Here is an 18,845-nt window from a genome sequence, read left to right as displayed (position 1 = left end):
TGTAGTTAGAGATGGGGACAGATGGGTATTTGTGGTGTTGAGATGCTGGGTAGTTTTTTGGGGAATTGCGGTGAACGGTAGATGTGGCCTGGTGTGTGGGAAGCGGGGAGACTAGTGCAGGGATTGGATGGGGAATGTAGTTGGAGATGAGGGCAGATAAGTGTTTGTGGAACTGGGGAGTTGGACAGTATTTTTGGAAGTTACGGCGGACAGTTGGTGTGGTGCGGCTTGGCTTATGGGGAACGGGGGACTGTCGTGAGGGCTGGTTGGGGGATGTAGTTGGAGACGGGGACAAATGGGTGTTTGTGGTGCTGGGATGCTGGGTAGTTTTTTGGGGAATTGCGGTGAACGGTAGGTGCGGCCTGGTGTGTGGGAAGCGGGGAGACTAGTGCAGGGATTGGATGGGGAATGTAGTTGGAGATGAGGGCAGATGGGTGTTTGTGGGGCTGGAGAGTTGGCGGTATTTTTGGGAGCTGCGGCGGGCGGTTGGTGTGGTGCGGCTTGGTATGTGGGGGAACGGGAGACTGGTGCTGAGGTTAGATGGGGGATGTAGTTGGAGACGGGGACTGATGGGTGTTTGTGGTGTTGGGATGCTGGGGCTTTTTGGGAGTTACGGCGGACGGTGGGTGTGGCGTGGTCTGGTGTGTGTGCGGGGAGACTGGCGCGGGGGGCTGGGCGGAGAGGGCAGCAGGTGGCTTTTGACTGGTGGGCGGGCGGTGCGGCTGTGCAGCAGTGAGGAGCTACCGAACAGAGAGATGGGGACAAGGCGCTGCTGACGCGCCGGAAAAGAGGGAGAGAGATGGCTTTAAAGAGAGAGCGGAGCTGGCGGGAGCTGCCCATTGCCGGGCTGCGGATGTTGGGGATGAGCTGCGGGGAGATCGGCGCTTTGACGGGGCTGCCGCCGCGGGTACTGGCCCGGCGCATAAAGGAGGAGCCGGAGCTGGGTGGGGCCATGGATATGGAGCCGCAGATCGCGGCGGGGCAGGCCATGGAGCACCTGTTGCGACAGGCGGCGGGATATGTGCAGCCGGTCGTGCGGCCCATAAAGGTGAAGGAGACGGTATTTGGCGAGGACGGGCGCAAGCAGAGCGAGAGCGAGCGGGTGGTGGAGGCGGTGGAGGAAAAATACTGCCCGCCCAGCGCCACGGCAGCGGCGTACCTGCTAAAGATACTGGGCCGGCAGTGCGCAGAGAAGCAGGAGACATCGGTGCAGATCGTCCACCACCTGGCCCGGCCGGAGGGGGAAAGTGGCGCAGTTTGAACTGGATTACCAGCCCACGGCCAAGCAGCAGCTCTTTCACGCCAGCGGGGCGTATGAGCTGCTGTACGGCGGGGCGGCGGGTGGCGGCAAGAGCCGGGCGGTGGTGATGGAGGCGGTGGTGGACGCGCTGGAACACCCGGGGGTACACAGCTACCTGTTTCGCCGCAGCTACCCCCAGCTGCGGGACACGCTGATCCGCGAGGCGCTGACGGTGCTGCCGCGGGGGCTCTACCAGTACCGGCAGCAGACCCACGACCTGTTTTTGCCGGGGGGCTCGGTGCTGCATTTTCGCAGCTGCCGCGGGCCGCAGGACGCCTACCAGTATCAGGGCAGTGAGTTCAACCGCCTATTTATCGACGAGCTGACCCAGTTTGAAAAAGAGACCTATGACTACTTAAAGACCCGGGTGCGGGCCAAAAAGGCGCTGGGGGTGCGGCCGTTCATACGCTGCACGGCCAACCCGGGCGGGCTGGGACACGGATGGGTGAAGGCCTATTTTATCGACGCGCTGGAGCCGTATGTGGTGCGGGCGTTTTCCACCTATTCACAGCTGTTGGGGGAAAACACCGTGCAGACCCGCCAGTACATACCGGCCACCGCCAGAGATAACCCCCACCTGCACCCGGGCTACATCGCCGAGCTGGAGCAAAAGCCCGAGGCGCTGCGGCGGGCGCTTTTGCTGGGGGACTGGAACGTGTTTGACGGGCAGGTGTTCGGCGAGTTTTGCGACGACGCCAGCGGGTATGAGAGCCGGGAGCTGACCCACGTGATACGGCCCTTTTCGATACCGGAGGACTTTACCATTTACCGCGGCTTTGACTGGGGCTACACCCGGCCCTACGCGGTGGGGTACTGGGCTAAATCGCCCGACGACGTTTTGTACCGCTTTGCCGAGATCTACGGCTGTGAGCCGGGACAGGCCGACCGGGGGCTGCGCCAGGACCCCCGTACGGTGGCCCGGCGGGTGGCGGACTTTGAGCGCCGGGAGCTGCCGGGGAGAAAGATACTGGGCATTGCCGACCCCAGCATTTTTGACGAGAGCCGGGGCGAGGACGGGTGCATCGCCGCTATTTTTGCCAGGGAGGGGCTGTACTTTGCGCCGGGGGACAACCGGCGGCTGTCGGGCAAGATGCAGCTGCACACCCGGCTGCGCTTTGACCAAAACGGGCGGCCGGGACTGTATGTGTTTTCGAGCTGTACCGAGTTTATACGCACGCTGCCGGCGCTGGTGTACGACCGGCAGGCCCCCGAGGACGTGGACACCCGCGGCGAGGACCACATTTACGACGAGAGCCGCTACGTGTGTATGGCCTGCCCGATGGTAAACCCGCCCCCGCCGCCGCGGGCGCTGCGCCCGCCAAAGGACGACCCGCTGGAACTGGCGCCGGCGCGGCCGAGACCCCAAAACCCCTATGACCGGGCGCTGTTTGCCAGCGGACCGTGACAGAAGATAAGGAGCGAGCGAATGGAAAAACTGGAGAAGATGCGCGCGGCGCTGGCGCGCTACCGGGAGGGGCTGCGCCGGGCCCACAGCGAGGCGATAGAGTGGGAGGACTACTTTAAGGGGGCGCACTGGAAGTACATGAAACAGGCGCCGCTCTCGGGGCGCGAGCCGCACACGCCGTTTTTGCTTAATGCGGTGTGGAACAAGCACGCCGACGCCATGGACGCCTGCCCCAGCCCGGTGTTTTTGCCCCGTCAGCCCCAAGACGAGCGGGGGGCCGAGCTGCTGGGGCGGGTGGTGCCGGTGCTGCTGGACAAGCTGGATTTTGAGCAGGTGTACAGCGACCTGTGGTGGAAGAAGCTGAAGGTGGGAGCGGGCTGTTACGGGGTGTTTTGGGACCCGGCGGCCGGCGAGATACAGGTGCAGCTGGTGGACCTGATGCGGCTCTACTTTGCGCCCGGCTGCGGCGATATACAGCGCTCGCCCTATGTGTTTTGCCTGTCACTGCAGCCGGTGGAGGATATGCGGCGCAGGTGGCCGCAGGTGCCTTTTACCGCCGACAGCCTGACGGTGCGCGACAGCTTTCGCGACTTTGGGGCCGACGAGCTGGCGGGCAAGGTGTGCCTGTGCGACTGCTATTACAAAAAGCAGGTGGGCGGCCGGCAGGTGGTGCACCTGTGCAAGTTTTGGAACGAGCACCTGCTCTATGACAGCGAGGCCGACCCGGCCTATGCCGGGCGGGGCATCTACGACCACGGACAGTACCCCTTTGTGCTGGATGTGCTGCTGCCCAAGGAGGGCTCGCCTTTGGGGATGGGGCTGTGCGAGGTGGGGGCCTCGTGTCAGGGGTACATCGACCGGCTGGACTACCTGATCGAGGAGAATGCGCTGATCGCCGGGCGGCAGCGGTTCCTGGTAAAAAACGGGGCCGGGGTGGACATGGGGCAGCTGGCCGACCTGCGGCAGAATTTTGTGCAGTGCGACCTGTCGGTGGACGACAGCGCGGTGCGCCCGTTGCAGGCGGCGCCGCTGCCGGGATTCGTGCAGACCCACCGGGACCAGAAGATCGCCGAGCTCAAGGACATATTGGGCAACAAGGACTTTATGACCGGCGGGGTGACCGGCGGCGTGACGGCCTACGGGGCCATTGTGGCGCTGCAGGAGGCGGGCAACAAGCTGAGCCGGGACATTATTGCCGGCAGCTACCGCGCCTTTAAGCAGGTGACCTGCCAGCTGGTGTGGCTGATCAAGCAGTTTTACCGCCAGGAGCGCACCTTTTATGCCGACGGGGAGTTTTTGCAGCTGGGCCGGGAGGACATTACCCCGCACCTGGATATTCGGGTGATCGCCCAGAAGAAAAACCCCTTTACCACCGCCGCCCACAACCAGCTGGTGCTGGACCTGTACAAGCAGGGTGCCTTTGCTGCGGACGGCGCCGAGGCGGCGGCGCGCTGCGTGCAGGCCATGGTGCTGGAGGGCAAAGAGGAGATACTGAAGATGCTGCAGACCGCGGGCGGCGGGCCGGGCCCGACAGAGGAGAGGGACGGTGTGCCGGCGGGAGAGAGCGGGCACACCGGGACAGTGCCGCCGGAAGTGGCGGCGAGAGGGGGCATATGAGATGCAGGAGAGCGAACAGGTGGCAAAAGAGCTGCCGGCGGCAGAGGCGGACACAGAGGTACAGCCGCCGGTCGAGGAGCAGCCAGAGACGGCGGCGGAGCCGGGGCCGCCGGATGACTGGAGGGCAAAAGAACAGCGGCTGAAGGAGCACTTTGGGGTGGAGGAGATCGAGGAGCTGTTTGACATGCCCAACCCCCATTTGGTGGAGCAGGTGCAGGAGAACCTGCGCCAGCCGCTGGCGGCGCTGGCCGCCGAGTACCCCCAGCTTTTGGGGGAGGTGCAGGCCGGAGAGCTGGCTGCCGACCGCGGCTATGTGCAGCTGTTGGCGGCGGGGTACAGCCCGCTGTCGGCCTATCTGTGCCGGTACACCGACCGCTGTATGCAAGCGATACAGGCGGCGGGACGGCCGGTGGAGAGCGCCATGCAGCGGGGCGGCGGGCTTATTGGCGAGGACGTGCAGAATTTTACCGACGAGCAGCTGCTGCGCATTCGCGAGGCGGTGCGCCGGGGCGAACGGGTCGTTTTGTGAGCGGCGGTAAAAGCAGAGATGGAGCCGGTGCAGACACCGGCAGAGGGAGGACATGATGGAAGTAAACACCACCAGCCAGAGCGGACAGGGACAGGAGATACTGTCGGCCCAGATGAAGACCTATTACGACAAGGAGCTGATCCGCAATGCCAAGCCGCGGCTGGTACACGACCAGTTCGCGCAGAAAAAGCCCATCCCCCCCAACCGGGGAAAGACGGTGGAATTTCGCAAGCTGAGCCCTTTTGCGCCGGCCACCGAGCCGCTGCAGGAGGGGGTGACCCCGGCGGGCAAAAAACTGGACTGGAGCACCCTCAGCGCCACGGTGAGCCAGTACGGCGACTATGTGAGCGTATCGGACATGCTGGAGATGACGGCCATCGACCACAACCTGCTGGAGGCCCAGGAGATACTGGGCGACCAGGCCGGGCGCACCCTGGACACGGTGACCAGGGAGATCATCAGCGCCGGGACCAACGTGATGTTTGCAAATAAAAAGCTGGCCCGGCATACACTGACAGGTGGCGGCGGGCAGGAGGGCGATTTTTTGCGGGTGGAGGACATCAAGCGGGCGGCCACCTGCCTGAAAAACAATCTGGCCACCCCTATCGGCGGCAGCTATGTGGCCATCATCCACCCCAACGTGGCCCACGACCTGACGGCAGACCCGCTGTGGGAGGCGGTGAAGAGCTACGACCCCAAGGACCTGTACGACGGCGAGATCGGGCGGCTGTTTGGGGTGCGGTTCATCGAGACCTCGGAGGCCAAGGTGTTTAGGGCGCAGCCGTTCGGCGCGTTTGGCACGCTGCACGTGGCTGGCGCCAGCGGCACCGCTTTGACGGTGAAAGAGGCGGTGGAAGGGCAGGACCTGGAGGGGCGGATGCTGCTCATCGACGGGCAGGTATACACGGTGACCGCCCAGGCCGGCAAGGTGCTGACTTTGGACGAGAGCTGTGCGGCGGCTGCGGACGCGGTGATCTATGACGGGGGCGCCGGGGCGGCCGGGGCCGACGTGTACGCCACGCTGGTGTTTGGCCAAAATGCCTACGGGGTGACCGAGATCGAGGGCGGCGGGCTGCAGACCATCATCAAGCAGCTGGGCAGCGCCGGCAGCTCGGACCCGCTGGACCAGCGGGCCACGGTGGGCTGGAAGGCCACCCGCACGGCGGCGATCTTGTCGGAGCCGTTTATGGTGCGGCTGGAGAGCTGCTCGAGCGCGGTGGGCGAAGGGGGGATGCTGTGATGCGCAGAGACCCCCTGTTACAGCCGGTGACGGTGACGCTGTTTCGCGACGAGGGGCGCTACCGGGACGACTGCGCGGTGATCGTAAACGGGCGCAGCTGGGTGATACGCCGCGGCGTGCAGGTAAAGCTGCCCCGCTATGTGGCGCTGGCGCTGCAGCACGCCGAGAACCAGCGCCGCTACGCCCAGCGGCTGTGCGAGCAGTACCGCGGCTGAGCGGCGGCGAGCGCACATATACGGGCCGGCGGCGGGCGCTGATGAGCGCGCCGCCGGGCAGAGAGGGGGTGGACCCCGATGCGGCGGCCCGCTGCGGGCGGGCCGGTAAGGAGGAAGAGATGACCGGAAAAGATATGATCGCGCGGGTGCGGGAGGGCTATGACACCCCTTTGCCGGAGAGCACGCTGTACCAGTTTTTAGAGGAGGCCGAGGCCGAGATGGTGGCCGACGACCCGCTGCAGCGCACCACTGCGGTGCTGCCGGTGGGAGAGGACGGCAAGATCGCGTTGCCGGAGCGGGTATACCCCTACATGGTACTGGCGGTACAGGGCTACAAGATGGGCCTGGGCCTGCCGCTGCCGGGGGTGGCGGGCAAGTGCGCCGCCGGGGTGTTTTTGCCCCCGGCGGGGCGGCCGGAGCAGGTGGCGGTGACCTTTCGCACCCCGGCGCCCAAGGTGGGGCCGGATACCGTATTGACCGCCGGTGAGGGGCACAGCGGCTGCTATTTGTACTACCTGCTGGCCAAGCTGGAGCTGCTGCAGGGAAACATCGGCGGGTACAACAACTTTGCCGCGCTGCTGGAATCGGCCCGACAGAGCTACCGGCGGCAGGCGGTGGGCGGCGCGGCGGCAGAGCGCTTTCACAGCGAGCTGCGCCCGCTTTAGGGGGCACCGGTATGCGCTATGTGCGGCTTTACCGGCCCGGCGGACAGCAGGTGCAGACCGGGCGCTTTTACGGCCTGAGCGGACTGGAGCCCCGGCTGGGCTATTACGACCGCGGCGTGGGCTGCGAGATAGACCCCCAGGGACACCTGGTGGGAGCCAGAGCGCCGGCAGAGGTGCTGCGCCGCCCCGGCCTGCGCCAGTACGGCGACGGCTGGACCATTGAGGGGGACGGCTTTTACGTGGGCGGCGTGAAAAAGGGGACTTTGAGCGCGGGGGAGAAGTGTGTGGTGCGCTTTGGCGACAAGTGGCTGATCTTCCCCGACCGGATGGCCTATGACCGGGTAAAAAACACCTTTGCCGGCTTTACCGCCCCGGCGGGCATGCAGCGGGCGGTGGTGTTTGGCAACCGGGTATTCGGCATCGTGGGGGGGCTGCTGCGGGCCTCGGCGCTGGGGGACGAGGGGGACTGGGAGAGCTACCAGAACCCCGACGGCTCGCCCAAAGAGAGCGGCAGCTACCGGGTGGCGGTGGCCGGGGGCAGCTTTACGGCCATCACCGCCTTTTTAAACCACGTGACGGTGTTTACAGACGAGGCCATCTACGAGCTGTACGGCAACCGGCCCTCGAACTTTACTTTGACCCAGTGCGCCACCCTGGGGGTGACGGGGCCGGGACAGGCCGGCTGCTTTGACAAGACGCTGTGGTTTTTTGCCCGCCAGAGCCTGTACAGCTACCGCGGCGGCGCGGTGCGCGACGAGCTAGCGGCGCTGGGGATCACCTTTGCCGATATGCAGCTGTGCTGTACCCAGCGGGGAGCCTATTTTTTGGCCGACGGCGGGGTGTACCGCTTTGACGGGGCGCTGGTGCAGCTGGGGGCGGGGGACTACACCGCCCTGACTACCTTTGGCGGGACGGTGTACGCCACTGCCGCCGACGGCGCCTGCTACGCGCTGGAGCGCGGGGCGCGGCAGGGCTTTTGCGTGCAGCTGCGGGGCGGGCTGGGCGGCGGCAACCTGCAGCAGTATGAGCTACTGTACAGGGGCAGCATCGCCGCCTACCAAAACGGGCGGCTGCTGGGCAAAAAACAGAGCCGGGAGCTGGACCGGATGCGCTGTTATGTGCAGCTGGGCGGCCGGCAGCCGCGGCCTTTGCAGCTGCGGCTGGGACCCGACAGCGCGCTGTGCGGGCTGCGCTACAGTTTATACGGGGGTGATGACAGATGATGATGGCGGGGGTGCCCGACTTACAGGGCCAGACGACAGAGGAGAAGGTAGAGACGCTGACTGACTACGTGATACGGCTGCAAAAGGAGCTGGACTGGCTGCTGCAGAACCTGGACAGCGGCAACTTGAGCGCCGCCTTTGCCGCCAGTATCGGCAGCGGCAGCGGCGGCGGGGACACCGGCGAGCTGGCCGGACAGATCGCGGCGCTGCAGCAGCTGCTGAGCAGCGACAAGGTGACCTTGAACGGGGCCGGGCTGGCGGTGCACGCCGGCTCGCTGCGGGCCTATGACGAGGAGGGGCAGCTGGCGCTGTGGTTTGACGGCGGGCTGCAGCTGGCGCCCCGGCAGAGCTACACCGGCAGCTTTCAGTGTGGAAACCTGCTGGTGCGGGTGCAGGGGGGCATCGTCAGGGGGGTGGAACCGAACTTTGAGCTATCGTGACGACCTGCAGGCGGTGCTGCGGCAGCTGCGGGAGAAGAAATTCACCTACCGGGTAGACGAGGACGCCGGCTACCAGAGAGAAAAGGGGCGCGACGCCCAGCAGACCGCCGGGCGGCAGGACGACTACCGGGCGGCGGCCGCGGCGCTGGTGGGGGGACAGCAGTCGAGCTATGGGGAGGCGGCGCGGCAGTACTTGCAGCGGCAGATGACCCAGCGCGACGAGGACCGCCGCCAGCAGTACACCGACGCGGCCTACAGCAGCTACCAGAAAGAGACAAAGGCGTTAGAGCGCCAGCGGGAGAGCCTGCAGACCAAGGTGGAGCGCGAGGAGCGCCAGCGACAGCAGGCCGAGGAGCGGGCCCGCAAAGAGCGCCAGCGGGAGCTGGAGAGACAGCAGAAGGCGCTGTTAAAGGCGCAGCAGCAGAGCCGCACGGCCGGCAGCGGCGGCAGCGCCCGCCGCAGTGGGAGCACGGGCAGCGGCAGCGGGGGCGACAGCGGCAAGGCGGCGGGGCAGACGGCGGCTTTTGACGAGAAGAACAAGGATTTTCGCGCGATCGCCGCCCAGTCGCGGCAGTACTACACCATGGGGCACAGCCGCGGTGTGAGCGAGACCAAGAAAAAAGACGGCAGCTATAACCGGGTGTACGCCGAGGGGCAGGCCTACCGCCAACAGGCGCGGTACTTGTACGGCGCGGTGGACGGCGACATGCAGAAGGTATACGCGCTGGCGGCCTATTTGGGCATACCGGCGTACTACACCTCAAGCGACGTGCTGCACTTTATGAAGTAGGGGGAAGGGACATGCAGTACGTGTTGACACTGGGGGAAAACAAGCAGCTGACGGCGGCGCAGGACGGCGGCGAACCGGTGTTGGTGGCGGGGGAAAAAGGGGTGGACAGCCTGCTTTTTTGCCTGCCGGCCATCTACCGCGGCCTGGATATGACCGGCTTTAGCTTTTATCTGAACGCCGAGACGCCGACCGGCAGCCACAAGCTGGCGCTTTCCCGGGAGGACGCGCCGGGCCGGGTGTGCGCCCGACTGGATTTTGACGGCAGCAGCACCGGGCTGTGCGGGCCGGTGGCCATAAGTCTGGAGGCCCGCGACGCCAGCCGGGTGCTGTGCAGCCGCCAGTACATGCTGCAGGTGTACCCGGCCCCCGACCTGAGCGAGGTGTACCGGGCGGGGCAGAGCCTATTTGACACGCTGTTTAACCAGGTGAACATTTTGCACGGCGAGACGCGGGGCTACAGCGAGGCGGCGGCGACCAGCGCCACGGCCGCCGCCCAGAGCGCGGATGCGGCCAAAGAACAGGTGGTGGCGGTGCAAAACAGCGCCCAGCTGGCTGTGGACGCTAAGGGAGCCGCCCAGCAGATCGCGGAGCGGGTGAACGTACAGCTGGCGGCGGCGCAGGACGCGGCCACGGTGAGCCAGGGGGCCAGCGACCTGGCCGCGCGCGCGGCACAGACCGCCGCCGAACAGGCCGACCGGGCCCACAGTGAGGCCGACCGGGCGGAAAACGCCGGTGGCGGCACGGACAGCGGCGCGGTAGAGGACCTGTTTTTGGGCACCGGCACGCTGGGGCCCAATTTGCTCAAAGACCCCAGTTTTGAGGGCAGCGGCAGCTATATCGGCGGGGCGCACCGGGTATTTGCCGACGCGCTGCACGGGCGGCAGGGCATGCAGGTGAGCCGGGTGGCGCCGCTGGTGAGCAGCTATAGCGTGCAGCTGACGGCCGGGCAGAAATACCTGTTTTGTATGGTGGCGCGGGGGCGGGACACGGTGGTGCTGGCGGTGGGGGACGAGCAGTTTGCGCTGGCCCAGCCGCTGGTAAACGGGCAGCCCATGGCCCGGCACCTGCTGCTGTTTGCCCCGGCGGGGGACTGCAGCGGGCCGCTGACGGTGCGCAGCGGGGCCCAGTTATATGTGGACTGCATGCTGCTGCTGGCGGTGCCCGACAGCTTGGCGGCGGTGGACGAGGCGGGGTGGCTGGCGCTGCTGGCGCGCTACCCCTACACCTGGGGGGCGCACCCCCAGCCGCCGGCGGTGGCGGCGGCCCGACAGGCCGACACGCTGCGGCCGGACTTGGAGGGGCTGGCGGTATTTCACGGCGGCGTGCCGGTGGCGGCAGTGCCGGACGTCGACTACCCGGCTGCCCAGTACAGCCGCTATACCGGACTGGCGGCGGTGGGCGACTGGCTGGAGATGGGGGCGGCCAACCTGGCTTTTTGCTACAAGCTGGGACGGCTGGTGCACCTGGACGGGGTGCTGGACTTTGTGCCCCGGGGCGCCGGGGACTGCCTGTTTGGCGGGTTGCCCTACCCGCCGGCGGGGCTGGTGGCCGGGCCGGCGTGCCACGGCGAGGGGCTGCCGCCGGGCTTTGGCGACCTGGCGCTGTGCAGTGCCGGCGAGGGGGCGCTGCAGTTTGGGCTGTACGGCACCGCTGCCGACGGGCATCGCCGACTGCTGACGGCGCAGGACCTGCCGGCCGACGGCTGCCGGGTGATATTCTCGGTAGATTATATTGCGGTGTGAGGGCGGTATTTTACCGTGGGGCCGGGCGTGTACCGTAGCTTGCGGCATAGAAAAAGAGCGGTGCGCGGGGGCGCACGGCTCTTTTTTGATCGGCCCTTTGACCGGGGCGGACAGCGGCGGAGAAGGGAAAAAGACGGTGGGATGGGGGGCGCTGCGCGCGGGGCAAATAGGGCGATGTGGTTGTGGACTATGGGCGATGCCGGGGCGATACGCCGCGGTATCGGCCGACAGGCAGCGCGGGGCGCGCGGCGATAAGGGCGGCAGCAGAGCGCACGGGACTAGCCCAGCACCTGCAGCGGGCCGGAGGCGGCGTTGCCCGCCTTATCGCCGACTTGTAGAGTGTATCGGCCCGGCGGCAGCGCAAAGCGGGCGGTGCCGGTGCCATCGTCGACAGATACGGGGCGGTAGAGCTGGCCGACAGAGCTGCTCACCGATAGAGTGGACCAATCGATGCCGGTATCTTGATCGACGACGGTGAGCAGGGTGTCGCCCCCATCGCGGCAGACCGCTGTGAGCTGGGGGGCAGCAGTGTCGAGCCCCTGCACGGTGAGGGGGCGGGTGACTACTTTTTGACCGGCGGCGGCCTCGACGAGATAGCCGCCGTTTTGGCTGACCGCGGCGGTGTAGCGGCCATCGCGCCGGCGGACAAAAGGCTGCCTACGCCCCTGGGGGCCAACGAGGGTGAGCGAGTCGGCGGTGCGGCCGGAGAGCGAGACCTCGACCGCGGCGGTGTTGGCCGGGTACTGGGCCAGCACGCGGGCGGTGCGGATGGTGGGGGACTGGGCCGACCAGACGGCGGCGGTGAGCAGGACCGTAGAGGCCACGGCGGCCGCGGCGACTTTTTGCCGCCAAGGAGGGGAGAGCGGGGGCTTTTGGGCACTGCGCAGCACAGCGCCCAGGGGCAGCACGGCCAGCAGCCCGCCGCCCAGCGACCGGCGCAGCGCGGCGTGCGCGTCTCGCAGCAGGCGCTGGACGGTGCTGCGGGAGCACTGCATACTGTGGGCGACCTGATCGAGCTTTTGGCGCTGGTAGTAGCGCAGCTGTACCGCCTGGCGCTGGCGGGGCGACAGCTCGGCGAGAGCCGCCTGTAGGCGGTGGCGGCGGTCGGCGGTGAGGACCTGCTCTTCGGGGCCGTTTTCGGGGGCATCGGGCAGCGCGAACAGGTCGGTATCCTCTTCGGGGGGGCGCTTTTCGCGGCGCAACAGGGCCAGGCTGGCGTAGTGGGTGGTCTTGTTGAGATAGGCCACCACCGCCTGGCTGGACTGGATACGGCCCATGGAGCGGTAAAAGGAGAGATAGCTGTCCTGCACCGCCTCGCGGGCCAGCTCGGGGTCTTTTACAACGGCCAGGGCCTGGCTGTACTGGGCGGGCGCGGTGGCGTCGTAGAGCGCGCGAAAGGCCCGCTCGTCGCCCCGGCGGGCCTGCTCCAGCCACTGGGCCAGCTGCTGGTGTGATACCTTTTTCATGTGTGTTGCCCCCTGCTTTCGACAGCTTTACTTTTCTGCCTATTATAGCAAAAATAAATTTATTTTCAATTTGACCACTTTCCGATCTCCTGTGCATCTTAACTAATGGAGTTTGTCAAAATCCGCACTGCAGTGCCCTGTGTGGGAGGGCAGACCAATTTGCGTGTGGCGGAAAATGACTGCCCTGGAAAAGTTTACATATAGAGGAGGAGCGCGTTTTGAAACACGAAAAATTGCGTGCAAGACTGGGGGCATGGGGGCTGGCAGTCTCTCTGCTTATTGGGACATTATCGGGCAGCGGACAGGAGATCCTGCCGGAGCAGGAGGTAGAGACGCCGGTCCAGACGACAGACTTCAACCAGATCTTTACTGAGCAGCAGGACCCCGCGCGCAACTGGGGAAACCCGCTGCACATCGAGGGAAACTATATGCGGCTGGCCGATGGCGGGCACCAGCAGAAGGTCGATGCAGACTATATCTCTGCCAGCGCGGTCATAAGCAAGCAGCCCATATCGACCAGCTCAGATTGGGAGATACTGGCGGATTTTACGGTGGATGACTTCGGTTTTGACTGCTGCAATTACGGCGGCTATTCCATCACCAATGGGCGCACGAATGAGTACTACAACTTTACGACGGGGTATAACGGGAGAGCGCTCGGCCTTATGGTGCGCACGGGCTTTACCAAGGACCCGATAGTTGCCATGGGAGATAAAAAGTACGGTTACGGCCAGAAGCGGTTATACCTGCGCTACCGCGCCCAAAACAGGATGTTTTATTTTTCCATTTCTGATCTGCGCGATGTAGACGAAAACGGCTACCCCGATGCGCAAAAGACACCGGATAGGGGAGGCAGCTATTTTGAACTCTCGTTTGCCAACCCCATACCCAGCGGCGATGATCTCTATTTGGGCATTACTGCCGGGGTGGATAGCGGACAGCAGGATGTGCGCCTTGATGCAAATAAAAAAGTTGAGGCGACTTTTATAAAGGCGTCTTATCTGGACTACCGCCCCCATTTTATCGAGACCAAACTGCTGGATGAAAATGGGGACCCGTTCCCCGCCGATGCCGAAATAAAAGAGGGGGACATCGTCACCGTTCAGGCGCGGGTCAAAAATAACCAGCAGGACGGCGGCGCAGTGCTGAGCCATCTGATGATCTCGGATGACAGCGAGACATACCCCACCTCGGGCCTGGACTTTGACCCCGAGAACTGGGACGGCACCCGGCAGGAGGTGACCGTTGACGGCCGGGTAGTAGACGCTGTCAATATCACCGGTGGGGGCATCCCCTTTAGCTGCTCGCCCACCGAGACGGTGATCACCTACCGGGCGATGGTGAAAAACCCCAACGGCGGAGCGGTGACAGTAGGGCAGATGATGGTGGACGACTTGTTTCAGTCTAAGCGGCATTCTGGCGCCGAGCTGATACCGCCGGTAGAGCTGGTAGCCGCCGACCCTCAAAAGCCGCTGGAGGAGCAGGGCAACGCGGGGACAGACTACCACTTTACCCGCACCCCCGCCAACGAAAACGGCTGGAACCGGGAACCGGTACAGGTGACCTTTTACCCGGGGGATTTTGACCGTTTCAACGTGCAGGAGGACGGAGTCCCGGCCGACACGCTGAAAGCAGACAAGCCCCAGCGGGTATACCCCGACGAGACGGTGGGACTGGCCGCCGCCTACCAGGCGCAAAACAGCGAGACGAAGAAGGTGTCGAACAAGGTGGCGGACACGGTGAAGATAGACCGCACCCCGCCGACGCTGGCGACGGCGGAGGATGGCGCACTGACTTTGCACGACGGGCTTTCGGGGGTGTGGAAACTGGAGCGGTCTGACCCGGACAGCGGTACGTGGGGCGCGGTACAGACCTATGACCTGAACGACGGAAACGGTGCTGCCAGCCAGGCGGCAACGACAGACCAAAACGGCAAGTACCACACCGTAGACGCGGCGGGCAATGTGTCGACACCGCTGGCAGTTACAGTAAACAGTGCCCCGGACGTGGCGCCCACCGACCCAGCCGACACGCTGCCCCCACCAGAGCAGCAGATCGACCAGAACGCGCTGGCCCACGCAGTGGTGTACGACAGCATGCAGGAGCACCTGGATGCGGCCGACCCGCTGTACGGCGGTCACTTTACTGCCGAGGATGCACAAAAGCTGTTTGAGGAGCGCTACGGATTTACTTCTAATGTGGGCCGGGACGACAAGTTGACCTATGTGTATACCATCAGCCGAGACGGCGTGGATGTGACCGCCCAGGGGGTAGACAGCACCAAAGCCGGCAGCTTTACGGTAACCTGTGTGGCCACCGACGCCGACGGTAACACCACCACAGTGGTGCTCGCCGACACGCTGATCGACCGCGACCAACCGCCGACGGTGGTGTGGGGCGAGGACCCCGAGCCGCCGGTGGGACCCCCGTTTGACCCGCTGGCACCGGCGCCGCGCCCCACTGTAAAAGACGACCCCGAGACTGGGAGAAAGCACGCCTACGTGTACGATGCGATCACCGAGCCGGTAAAAGACCCGGCAGTTTACGGCGGCCGGTTCACGGCAGAAACGGCTGCGCAGATACTGGCCGGGCGCTACCAGATACACACCGCCCAGGGTGACGACGTGCTGGTGTGCGGGCCGGTGCAGGTGACGGTAGACGGAAAAGAGGTGGGGGCCGGGGGCTTTGATACCACCAGGCCCGGCAGCTGCCTGATCGCCCAGACGGTGACCGACAGTCGGGGCAACAAGACCACCATCTACCTGACCTATACCCTGATAAGCAGCGGCGGTGCGCCGGCGGTGGGCTACGACCCCGGCAACGACACGGTACAGCCCGGCGAGAAGCTGGCCGACCCCGAGGTGATCACCGACTGGCAGAGCGGGAACCAATACGCCACGGTGCGAGACCGGCTGGTGCAGCCGGTGAGCGACCCGCCGCTGTACGGCGGCAGCCTGGACCTGGCCGGCGTGCGGGCGCTGATCGGCGGCCGGTACCGCTTTACCTCGGCCCAGGCGGACGGGGAGCTGCGCGAGGTGCGGCTGACGATAGAGAGCGGCGGCGAGCCGGTGACGGCCATCGACACCACCCGCGCGGGGCAGTACCTCATCACCTATACGGTAGAGGACAGCGCCGGAAATCGCACCACCCTGTTTTTGCAGTATATTTTGACCCCGGGCGGTGCGGGCGGGCTGTACCCCGAGGAGGAAAACGGACAGCCGCCTGCCGGTGAGAGCCCGTACACCGGCGCCGACGGCGCCGGTATCGACGGCAGCTGCCGGATACATTGGCTGGCGCTGCTGGGCGCGCTGATGACGGCACTTTACTGCCTGTGGGCGAGAGCGCGCCGCGCTGCCGGGTCCCGTCCCGGCTGGGGCGGGGTGTTGGTACTGAGCCTGTTGGGAGCGGCGGCGGTATCGCTGTGGTATACGCGCTGCTGTGCGCTAGACGCCCCGCTGCTGTGGTGCTGGGCGGCGGTGCTCGCCGCCGGTCTGGGGCAGTTTATGGCCCCGGGCAAAGAGGAGCGGACGGACTGACGGGTGCGGTTATACTGCCCGGTAGGAGAAACACGCAAAAAGAGAGAGGCTATCGGGCCTCTCTCTTTTTTAGGCGGGACATATGCGTTTGGGGCAGCGGGAGCGAGTGGCTCGGGGGATGTGCGCACGGTACGGTGTACAGAATGCAGTGTACTGTGTACTGTGTACTGTACACTATGTACTGGTTACTGGGGGTAGTGCTCTGTGCACAGGGCGGAAAAACAGGGCTTGCGCGGGTAGGAGACCGGCGGCGACAGAGGGGGCGGCGAGAATGGTGGCGGTGCACCGCCGGTGATACCAGTTGTGCGTGCGTACTATCGGGCAGCGGGGGCAGGTGGCCCGGGGAATATGTGCGCGGTACGGTGTACAGAATGCAGTGTACTGTGTACTGTGTACTGTGTACTGTACACTATGTACTGGTTACTGAGGGTAGTGCTCTGCGCACAGGGCGGGAAAACAGGGCTTGTGCAGGTGGGAGACCGGCGGCGACAGAGGGGGCGGCGAGAATGGTGGCGGTGCACCGCCGGTGATACCGGTTGTGCGTGCGTACTATCGGGCAGCGGGGGCAGGTGGCCCGGGGAATATGTGCGCGGTACGGTGTACAGTATGCAGTGTACTGTGTACTGTACACTATGTACTGGCTACTGAGGGTAGTGCTCTGTGCACAGGGCGGGAAAACAGGGCTTGCGCGGGTGGGAGACCGGCGGCGGAGACGGAGGGGGCGGCGAGAATGGTGGCGGTGCACCGCCGGGCGGCTGACCCGGAAAAGTGAGCGGTGGGCCGGGTAGGGCGGCGTGGGCAAAAAAACACCGCGCCGAGCGGGTGCTCGACGCGGTGAGATAGCCAGGCAGGGGTACAGATCATTTTTTGTCGGGGACCAGCTCGATGGGGGACTGGGTCTTAAACTTGTTGACCGCCACGGTGGCTTTGTTAATGGGCTGCAGGGTGCCGGCGCCGGCGACGCAGCCGCCCACGCAGGCCATGCCCTCCAGCAGGTAGCCCTCGCGCTTGCCGGCCTTGGCCAGCGCCAACATCTTTTTGCAGTTTTGTAGTCCCTCAGCTTTATCCATCTTTACATCGACATGGGGATAGAGCTTGTGCACCGCGCTGGCGATGGCCTGAGCCACGCCGCCGGACACGCCGTAGCCGCGGCCCTCCTCGGCGGCGTCGCACATGGGCAGGCCCTCGATCTGGCCAAAGTCGGTGCCTTTGGCCACGAAGATGCCCATCAGCTCCTCGAAGGTGATGACGTAGTCGACGTCGCTGCGGATAGAGCGGCGCATGGCCTCGAGCTTTTTGGCTGAGCAGGGGCCGATGAAGCAGACCTTGGCCTTCTCGTCTTTTTTCTTGATCTCGCGGGCGGTGGCCACCATGGGGGTGAGCGCCTGCGACATGTACTCGCCGATCTCGGGGAAGGTGTTTTTGGCCATGACCGACCAGGCCGGGCAGCAGGAAGTGGCCAGGAAGCGGGCCTCGCCGGTAGAGACCTCTTTGGCGTAGTGGTGCGCCTCTTCTAGGGTGCCGATATCGGCGCCGACAGCCACCTCGACCACGTCGGCAAAGCCGACCTCTTTCAGGGCCGCCTTGACCTTTTCGGGGGTGGCGGCGGGGCCGAACTGGCCGACAAAGGCGGGGGCCACCTCGGCGATGATGTTCTCGCCATTTTTGAGGGCGCAGGCCAGCTGGAACAGCTGCGACTTGTCGGAGATGGCGCCGAAGGGACAGCTGACGATGCACTGGCCGCAGGCCACGCATTTCTCGGGGTCGATCTTGGCGCGGCCCAGGTGGTCGCTGCCGATGGCGTTTACGCCGCAGGCGGCGGCGCAGGGGCGCTCGTACTTGACGATGGCGCTGTAGGGGCAGGCGTCGCGGCAGCGGCCGCACTTGAGACACTTTTCTTTGTCGATGACGGTGCGGTCGCTCTGGAAGCTGATGGCCCCCACCGGGCAGACCGACACGCAGGGGTGAGCCAGGCAGTGGCGGCAGTTGTCGGTGACCATGAAGCTGGTCTCGTCGCAGGCGTTGCAGGCGAAAGGAATGACATTGACCAGCGGCATCTCGTAGGTCTGGTTGATGAGCATGTCGTCGTCGAGCCCCTTGGATACGGGGGCGTTCTCGTTGACGTCGCGCAGCGGCAGGCCCATGGCCAGACGGATGCGCTCGCCGACGATGGCGCGCTCTTTAAAGATGCTGTCGCGGTACTGGGGCACCTCGCCAGTGATGATCTTGTAGGGCAGCTCCTCTACCTTGTCGTGGTCCCAGCCCTCGAAAGCGAGGCGGGCGATCTCGGAGAAGACCTGACGGCGGATTTTGGTGACGGGCGTATAGATACCTCTCACAGATGGCTCACTTCCTTATAATTGACAGAATTTTGGACATGACTTGCTCGTTGGTGGCTCTCTCGATGACCTCGCCGTCGATCTTGACCACGGGACAGGAGGCGGTGTGATCGTGCTCGGTGTGCAGCACCTCGGTGTCGACGCCGATCTTGGCGTTGTGGCGGATCTCGTACTTGAGTTTCTTCAGGCTCTCGACGCTCTCGATGATATCCATGGCGCCGTTCATGATGCAGTGGGTGCAGACACATACCGTTACTTTGATGGACTTCAAAGCGATCACTCCTGTTTACGCAGATTTTTTTCGCCCCCGGTGGCCGCGCGCCAAAAAATGGCGGTGG

The 18,845-nt window shown here is 65.1% G+C and carries 15 protein-coding genes; 12 read left to right on the top strand and 3 right to left on the bottom strand.

What is annotated here, in order from left to right; genetic code table 11:
* Nucleotides 1-799: 799 nt before the first annotated feature.
* From H8K20_RS07550 to H8K20_RS07500, 11 genes are all read left to right on the top strand, one after another.
* Nucleotides 800-1,261 carry a hypothetical protein gene (locus H8K20_RS07550; RefSeq protein WP_105204709.1) on the top strand — a complete coding sequence of 154 codons (462 nt, stop codon included), beginning with the start codon at nucleotides 800-802 and terminating at the stop codon, nucleotides 1,259-1,261.
* Nucleotides 1,248-2,705, top strand: coding sequence for a phage terminase large subunit (locus tag H8K20_RS07545; protein WP_186487973.1), 1,458 nt, complete (start codon nucleotides 1,248-1,250; stop codon nucleotides 2,703-2,705). The genes H8K20_RS07550 and H8K20_RS07545 overlap by 14 nt, the downstream gene beginning before the upstream one ends.
* Nucleotides 2,706-2,726: 21 nt before the next feature.
* A complete protein-coding gene (locus H8K20_RS07540; RefSeq protein ID WP_186487972.1) occupies nucleotides 2,727-4,322 on the top strand; it encodes a hypothetical protein in 1,596 nt (531 codons plus the stop codon).
* Nucleotide 4,323: 1 nt separating this feature from the next.
* Nucleotides 4,324-4,851 carry a hypothetical protein gene (locus tag H8K20_RS07535; RefSeq protein ID WP_154867316.1) on the top strand — a complete coding sequence of 176 codons (528 nt, stop codon included), beginning with the start codon at nucleotides 4,324-4,326 and terminating at the stop codon, nucleotides 4,849-4,851.
* Between the two features lie 52 nt (nucleotides 4,852-4,903).
* Nucleotides 4,904-6,091, top strand: a complete 1,188-nt coding sequence (locus H8K20_RS07530; RefSeq protein ID WP_186487971.1) for a N4-gp56 family major capsid protein — start codon at nucleotides 4,904-4,906, stop codon at nucleotides 6,089-6,091.
* Nucleotides 6,091-6,306: a hypothetical protein gene (locus H8K20_RS07525; protein WP_105204704.1), complete on the top strand. Its 216-nt coding sequence runs from the start codon at nucleotides 6,091-6,093 to the stop codon at nucleotides 6,304-6,306. Before H8K20_RS07530 ends, H8K20_RS07525 begins: the two co-directional genes overlap by 1 nt.
* 119 nt (nucleotides 6,307-6,425) lie before the next feature.
* Nucleotides 6,426-6,971 (top strand): hypothetical protein, encoded by a 546-nt coding sequence (locus H8K20_RS07520; protein ID WP_129589414.1) that lies wholly within the window; start codon nucleotides 6,426-6,428, stop codon nucleotides 6,969-6,971.
* A gap of 11 nt (nucleotides 6,972-6,982) precedes the next feature.
* A complete protein-coding gene (locus tag H8K20_RS07515; protein ID WP_186487970.1) occupies nucleotides 6,983-8,194 on the top strand; it encodes a hypothetical protein in 1,212 nt (403 codons plus the stop codon).
* Nucleotides 8,191-8,634, top strand: coding sequence for a hypothetical protein (locus H8K20_RS07510; RefSeq protein ID WP_186487969.1), 444 nt, complete (start codon nucleotides 8,191-8,193; stop codon nucleotides 8,632-8,634). Before H8K20_RS07515 ends, H8K20_RS07510 begins: the two co-directional genes overlap by 4 nt.
* Nucleotides 8,621-9,424, top strand: a complete 804-nt coding sequence (locus tag H8K20_RS07505; RefSeq protein ID WP_186487968.1) for a hypothetical protein — start codon at nucleotides 8,621-8,623, stop codon at nucleotides 9,422-9,424. The genes H8K20_RS07510 and H8K20_RS07505 overlap by 14 nt, the downstream gene beginning before the upstream one ends.
* A gap of 11 nt (nucleotides 9,425-9,435) precedes the next feature.
* On the top strand, nucleotides 9,436-11,166 hold the full coding sequence (locus tag H8K20_RS07500; protein ID WP_186487967.1) for a hypothetical protein: 1,731 nt from the start codon (nucleotides 9,436-9,438) through the stop codon (nucleotides 11,164-11,166).
* A 278-nt stretch (nucleotides 11,167-11,444) separates the two neighbouring features.
* Here H8K20_RS07500 and H8K20_RS07495 read toward each other — a convergent pair whose 3' ends face one another.
* Nucleotides 11,445-12,632, bottom strand: a complete 1,188-nt coding sequence (locus H8K20_RS07495; RefSeq protein ID WP_186487966.1) for a sigma-70 family RNA polymerase sigma factor — start codon at nucleotides 12,630-12,632, stop codon at nucleotides 11,445-11,447.
* Nucleotides 12,633-12,850: 218 nt separating this feature from the next.
* On the opposite strand from H8K20_RS07495, the gene H8K20_RS07490 reads away from it, so the two are divergent.
* On the top strand, nucleotides 12,851-16,168 hold the full coding sequence (locus H8K20_RS07490; protein WP_186487965.1) for a DUF5011/hyalin repeat domain-containing protein: 3,318 nt from the start codon (nucleotides 12,851-12,853) through the stop codon (nucleotides 16,166-16,168).
* A gap of 860 nt (nucleotides 16,169-17,028) precedes the next feature.
* Here the strand turns inward: H8K20_RS07490 and H8K20_RS07485 are convergent.
* Nucleotides 17,029-18,507, bottom strand: coding sequence for a 4Fe-4S dicluster domain-containing protein (locus H8K20_RS07485; protein WP_105205462.1), 1,479 nt, complete (start codon nucleotides 18,505-18,507; stop codon nucleotides 17,029-17,031).
* A gap of 7 nt (nucleotides 18,508-18,514) precedes the next feature.
* A complete protein-coding gene (locus H8K20_RS07480; RefSeq protein WP_105205463.1) occupies nucleotides 18,515-18,778 on the bottom strand; it encodes an NADH-quinone oxidoreductase subunit NuoE family protein in 264 nt (87 codons plus the stop codon).
* Between the last annotated feature and the right edge of the window lie 67 nt (nucleotides 18,779-18,845).

Source organism: Neobittarella massiliensis (ex Bilen et al. 2018) (genome assembly GCF_014269355.1).
Lineage (GTDB): Bacteria > Bacillota > Clostridia > Oscillospirales > Ruminococcaceae > Neobittarella > Neobittarella massiliensis.
This window is presented reverse-complemented; position numbering and strand designations above follow the sequence as displayed.

Bases quoted from the DNA above. Each gene is read 5' to 3' on its own strand.
- H8K20_RS07510 (WP_186487969.1), top strand. From the start codon at position 8,191: ATGATGATGGCGGGGGTGCCCGACTTACAGGGCCAGACGACAGAGGAG.
- H8K20_RS07495 (WP_186487966.1), bottom strand. From the start codon at position 12,632: ATGAAAAAGGTATCACACCAGCAGCTGGCCCAGTGGCTGGAGCAGGCC.
- H8K20_RS07525 (WP_105204704.1), top strand. From the start codon at position 6,091: ATGCGCAGAGACCCCCTGTTACAGCCGGTGACGGTGACGCTGTTTCGC.
- H8K20_RS07550 (WP_105204709.1), top strand. From the start codon at position 800: ATGGCTTTAAAGAGAGAGCGGAGCTGGCGGGAGCTGCCCATTGCCGGG.
- H8K20_RS07535 (WP_154867316.1), top strand. From the start codon at position 4,324: ATGCAGGAGAGCGAACAGGTGGCAAAAGAGCTGCCGGCGGCAGAGGCG.
- H8K20_RS07520 (WP_129589414.1), top strand. From the start codon at position 6,426: ATGACCGGAAAAGATATGATCGCGCGGGTGCGGGAGGGCTATGACACC.
- H8K20_RS07515 (WP_186487970.1), top strand. From the start codon at position 6,983: ATGCGCTATGTGCGGCTTTACCGGCCCGGCGGACAGCAGGTGCAGACC.
- H8K20_RS07530 (WP_186487971.1), top strand. From the start codon at position 4,904: ATGATGGAAGTAAACACCACCAGCCAGAGCGGACAGGGACAGGAGATA.
- H8K20_RS07540 (WP_186487972.1), top strand. From the start codon at position 2,727: ATGGAAAAACTGGAGAAGATGCGCGCGGCGCTGGCGCGCTACCGGGAG.
- H8K20_RS07500 (WP_186487967.1), top strand. From the start codon at position 9,436: ATGCAGTACGTGTTGACACTGGGGGAAAACAAGCAGCTGACGGCGGCG.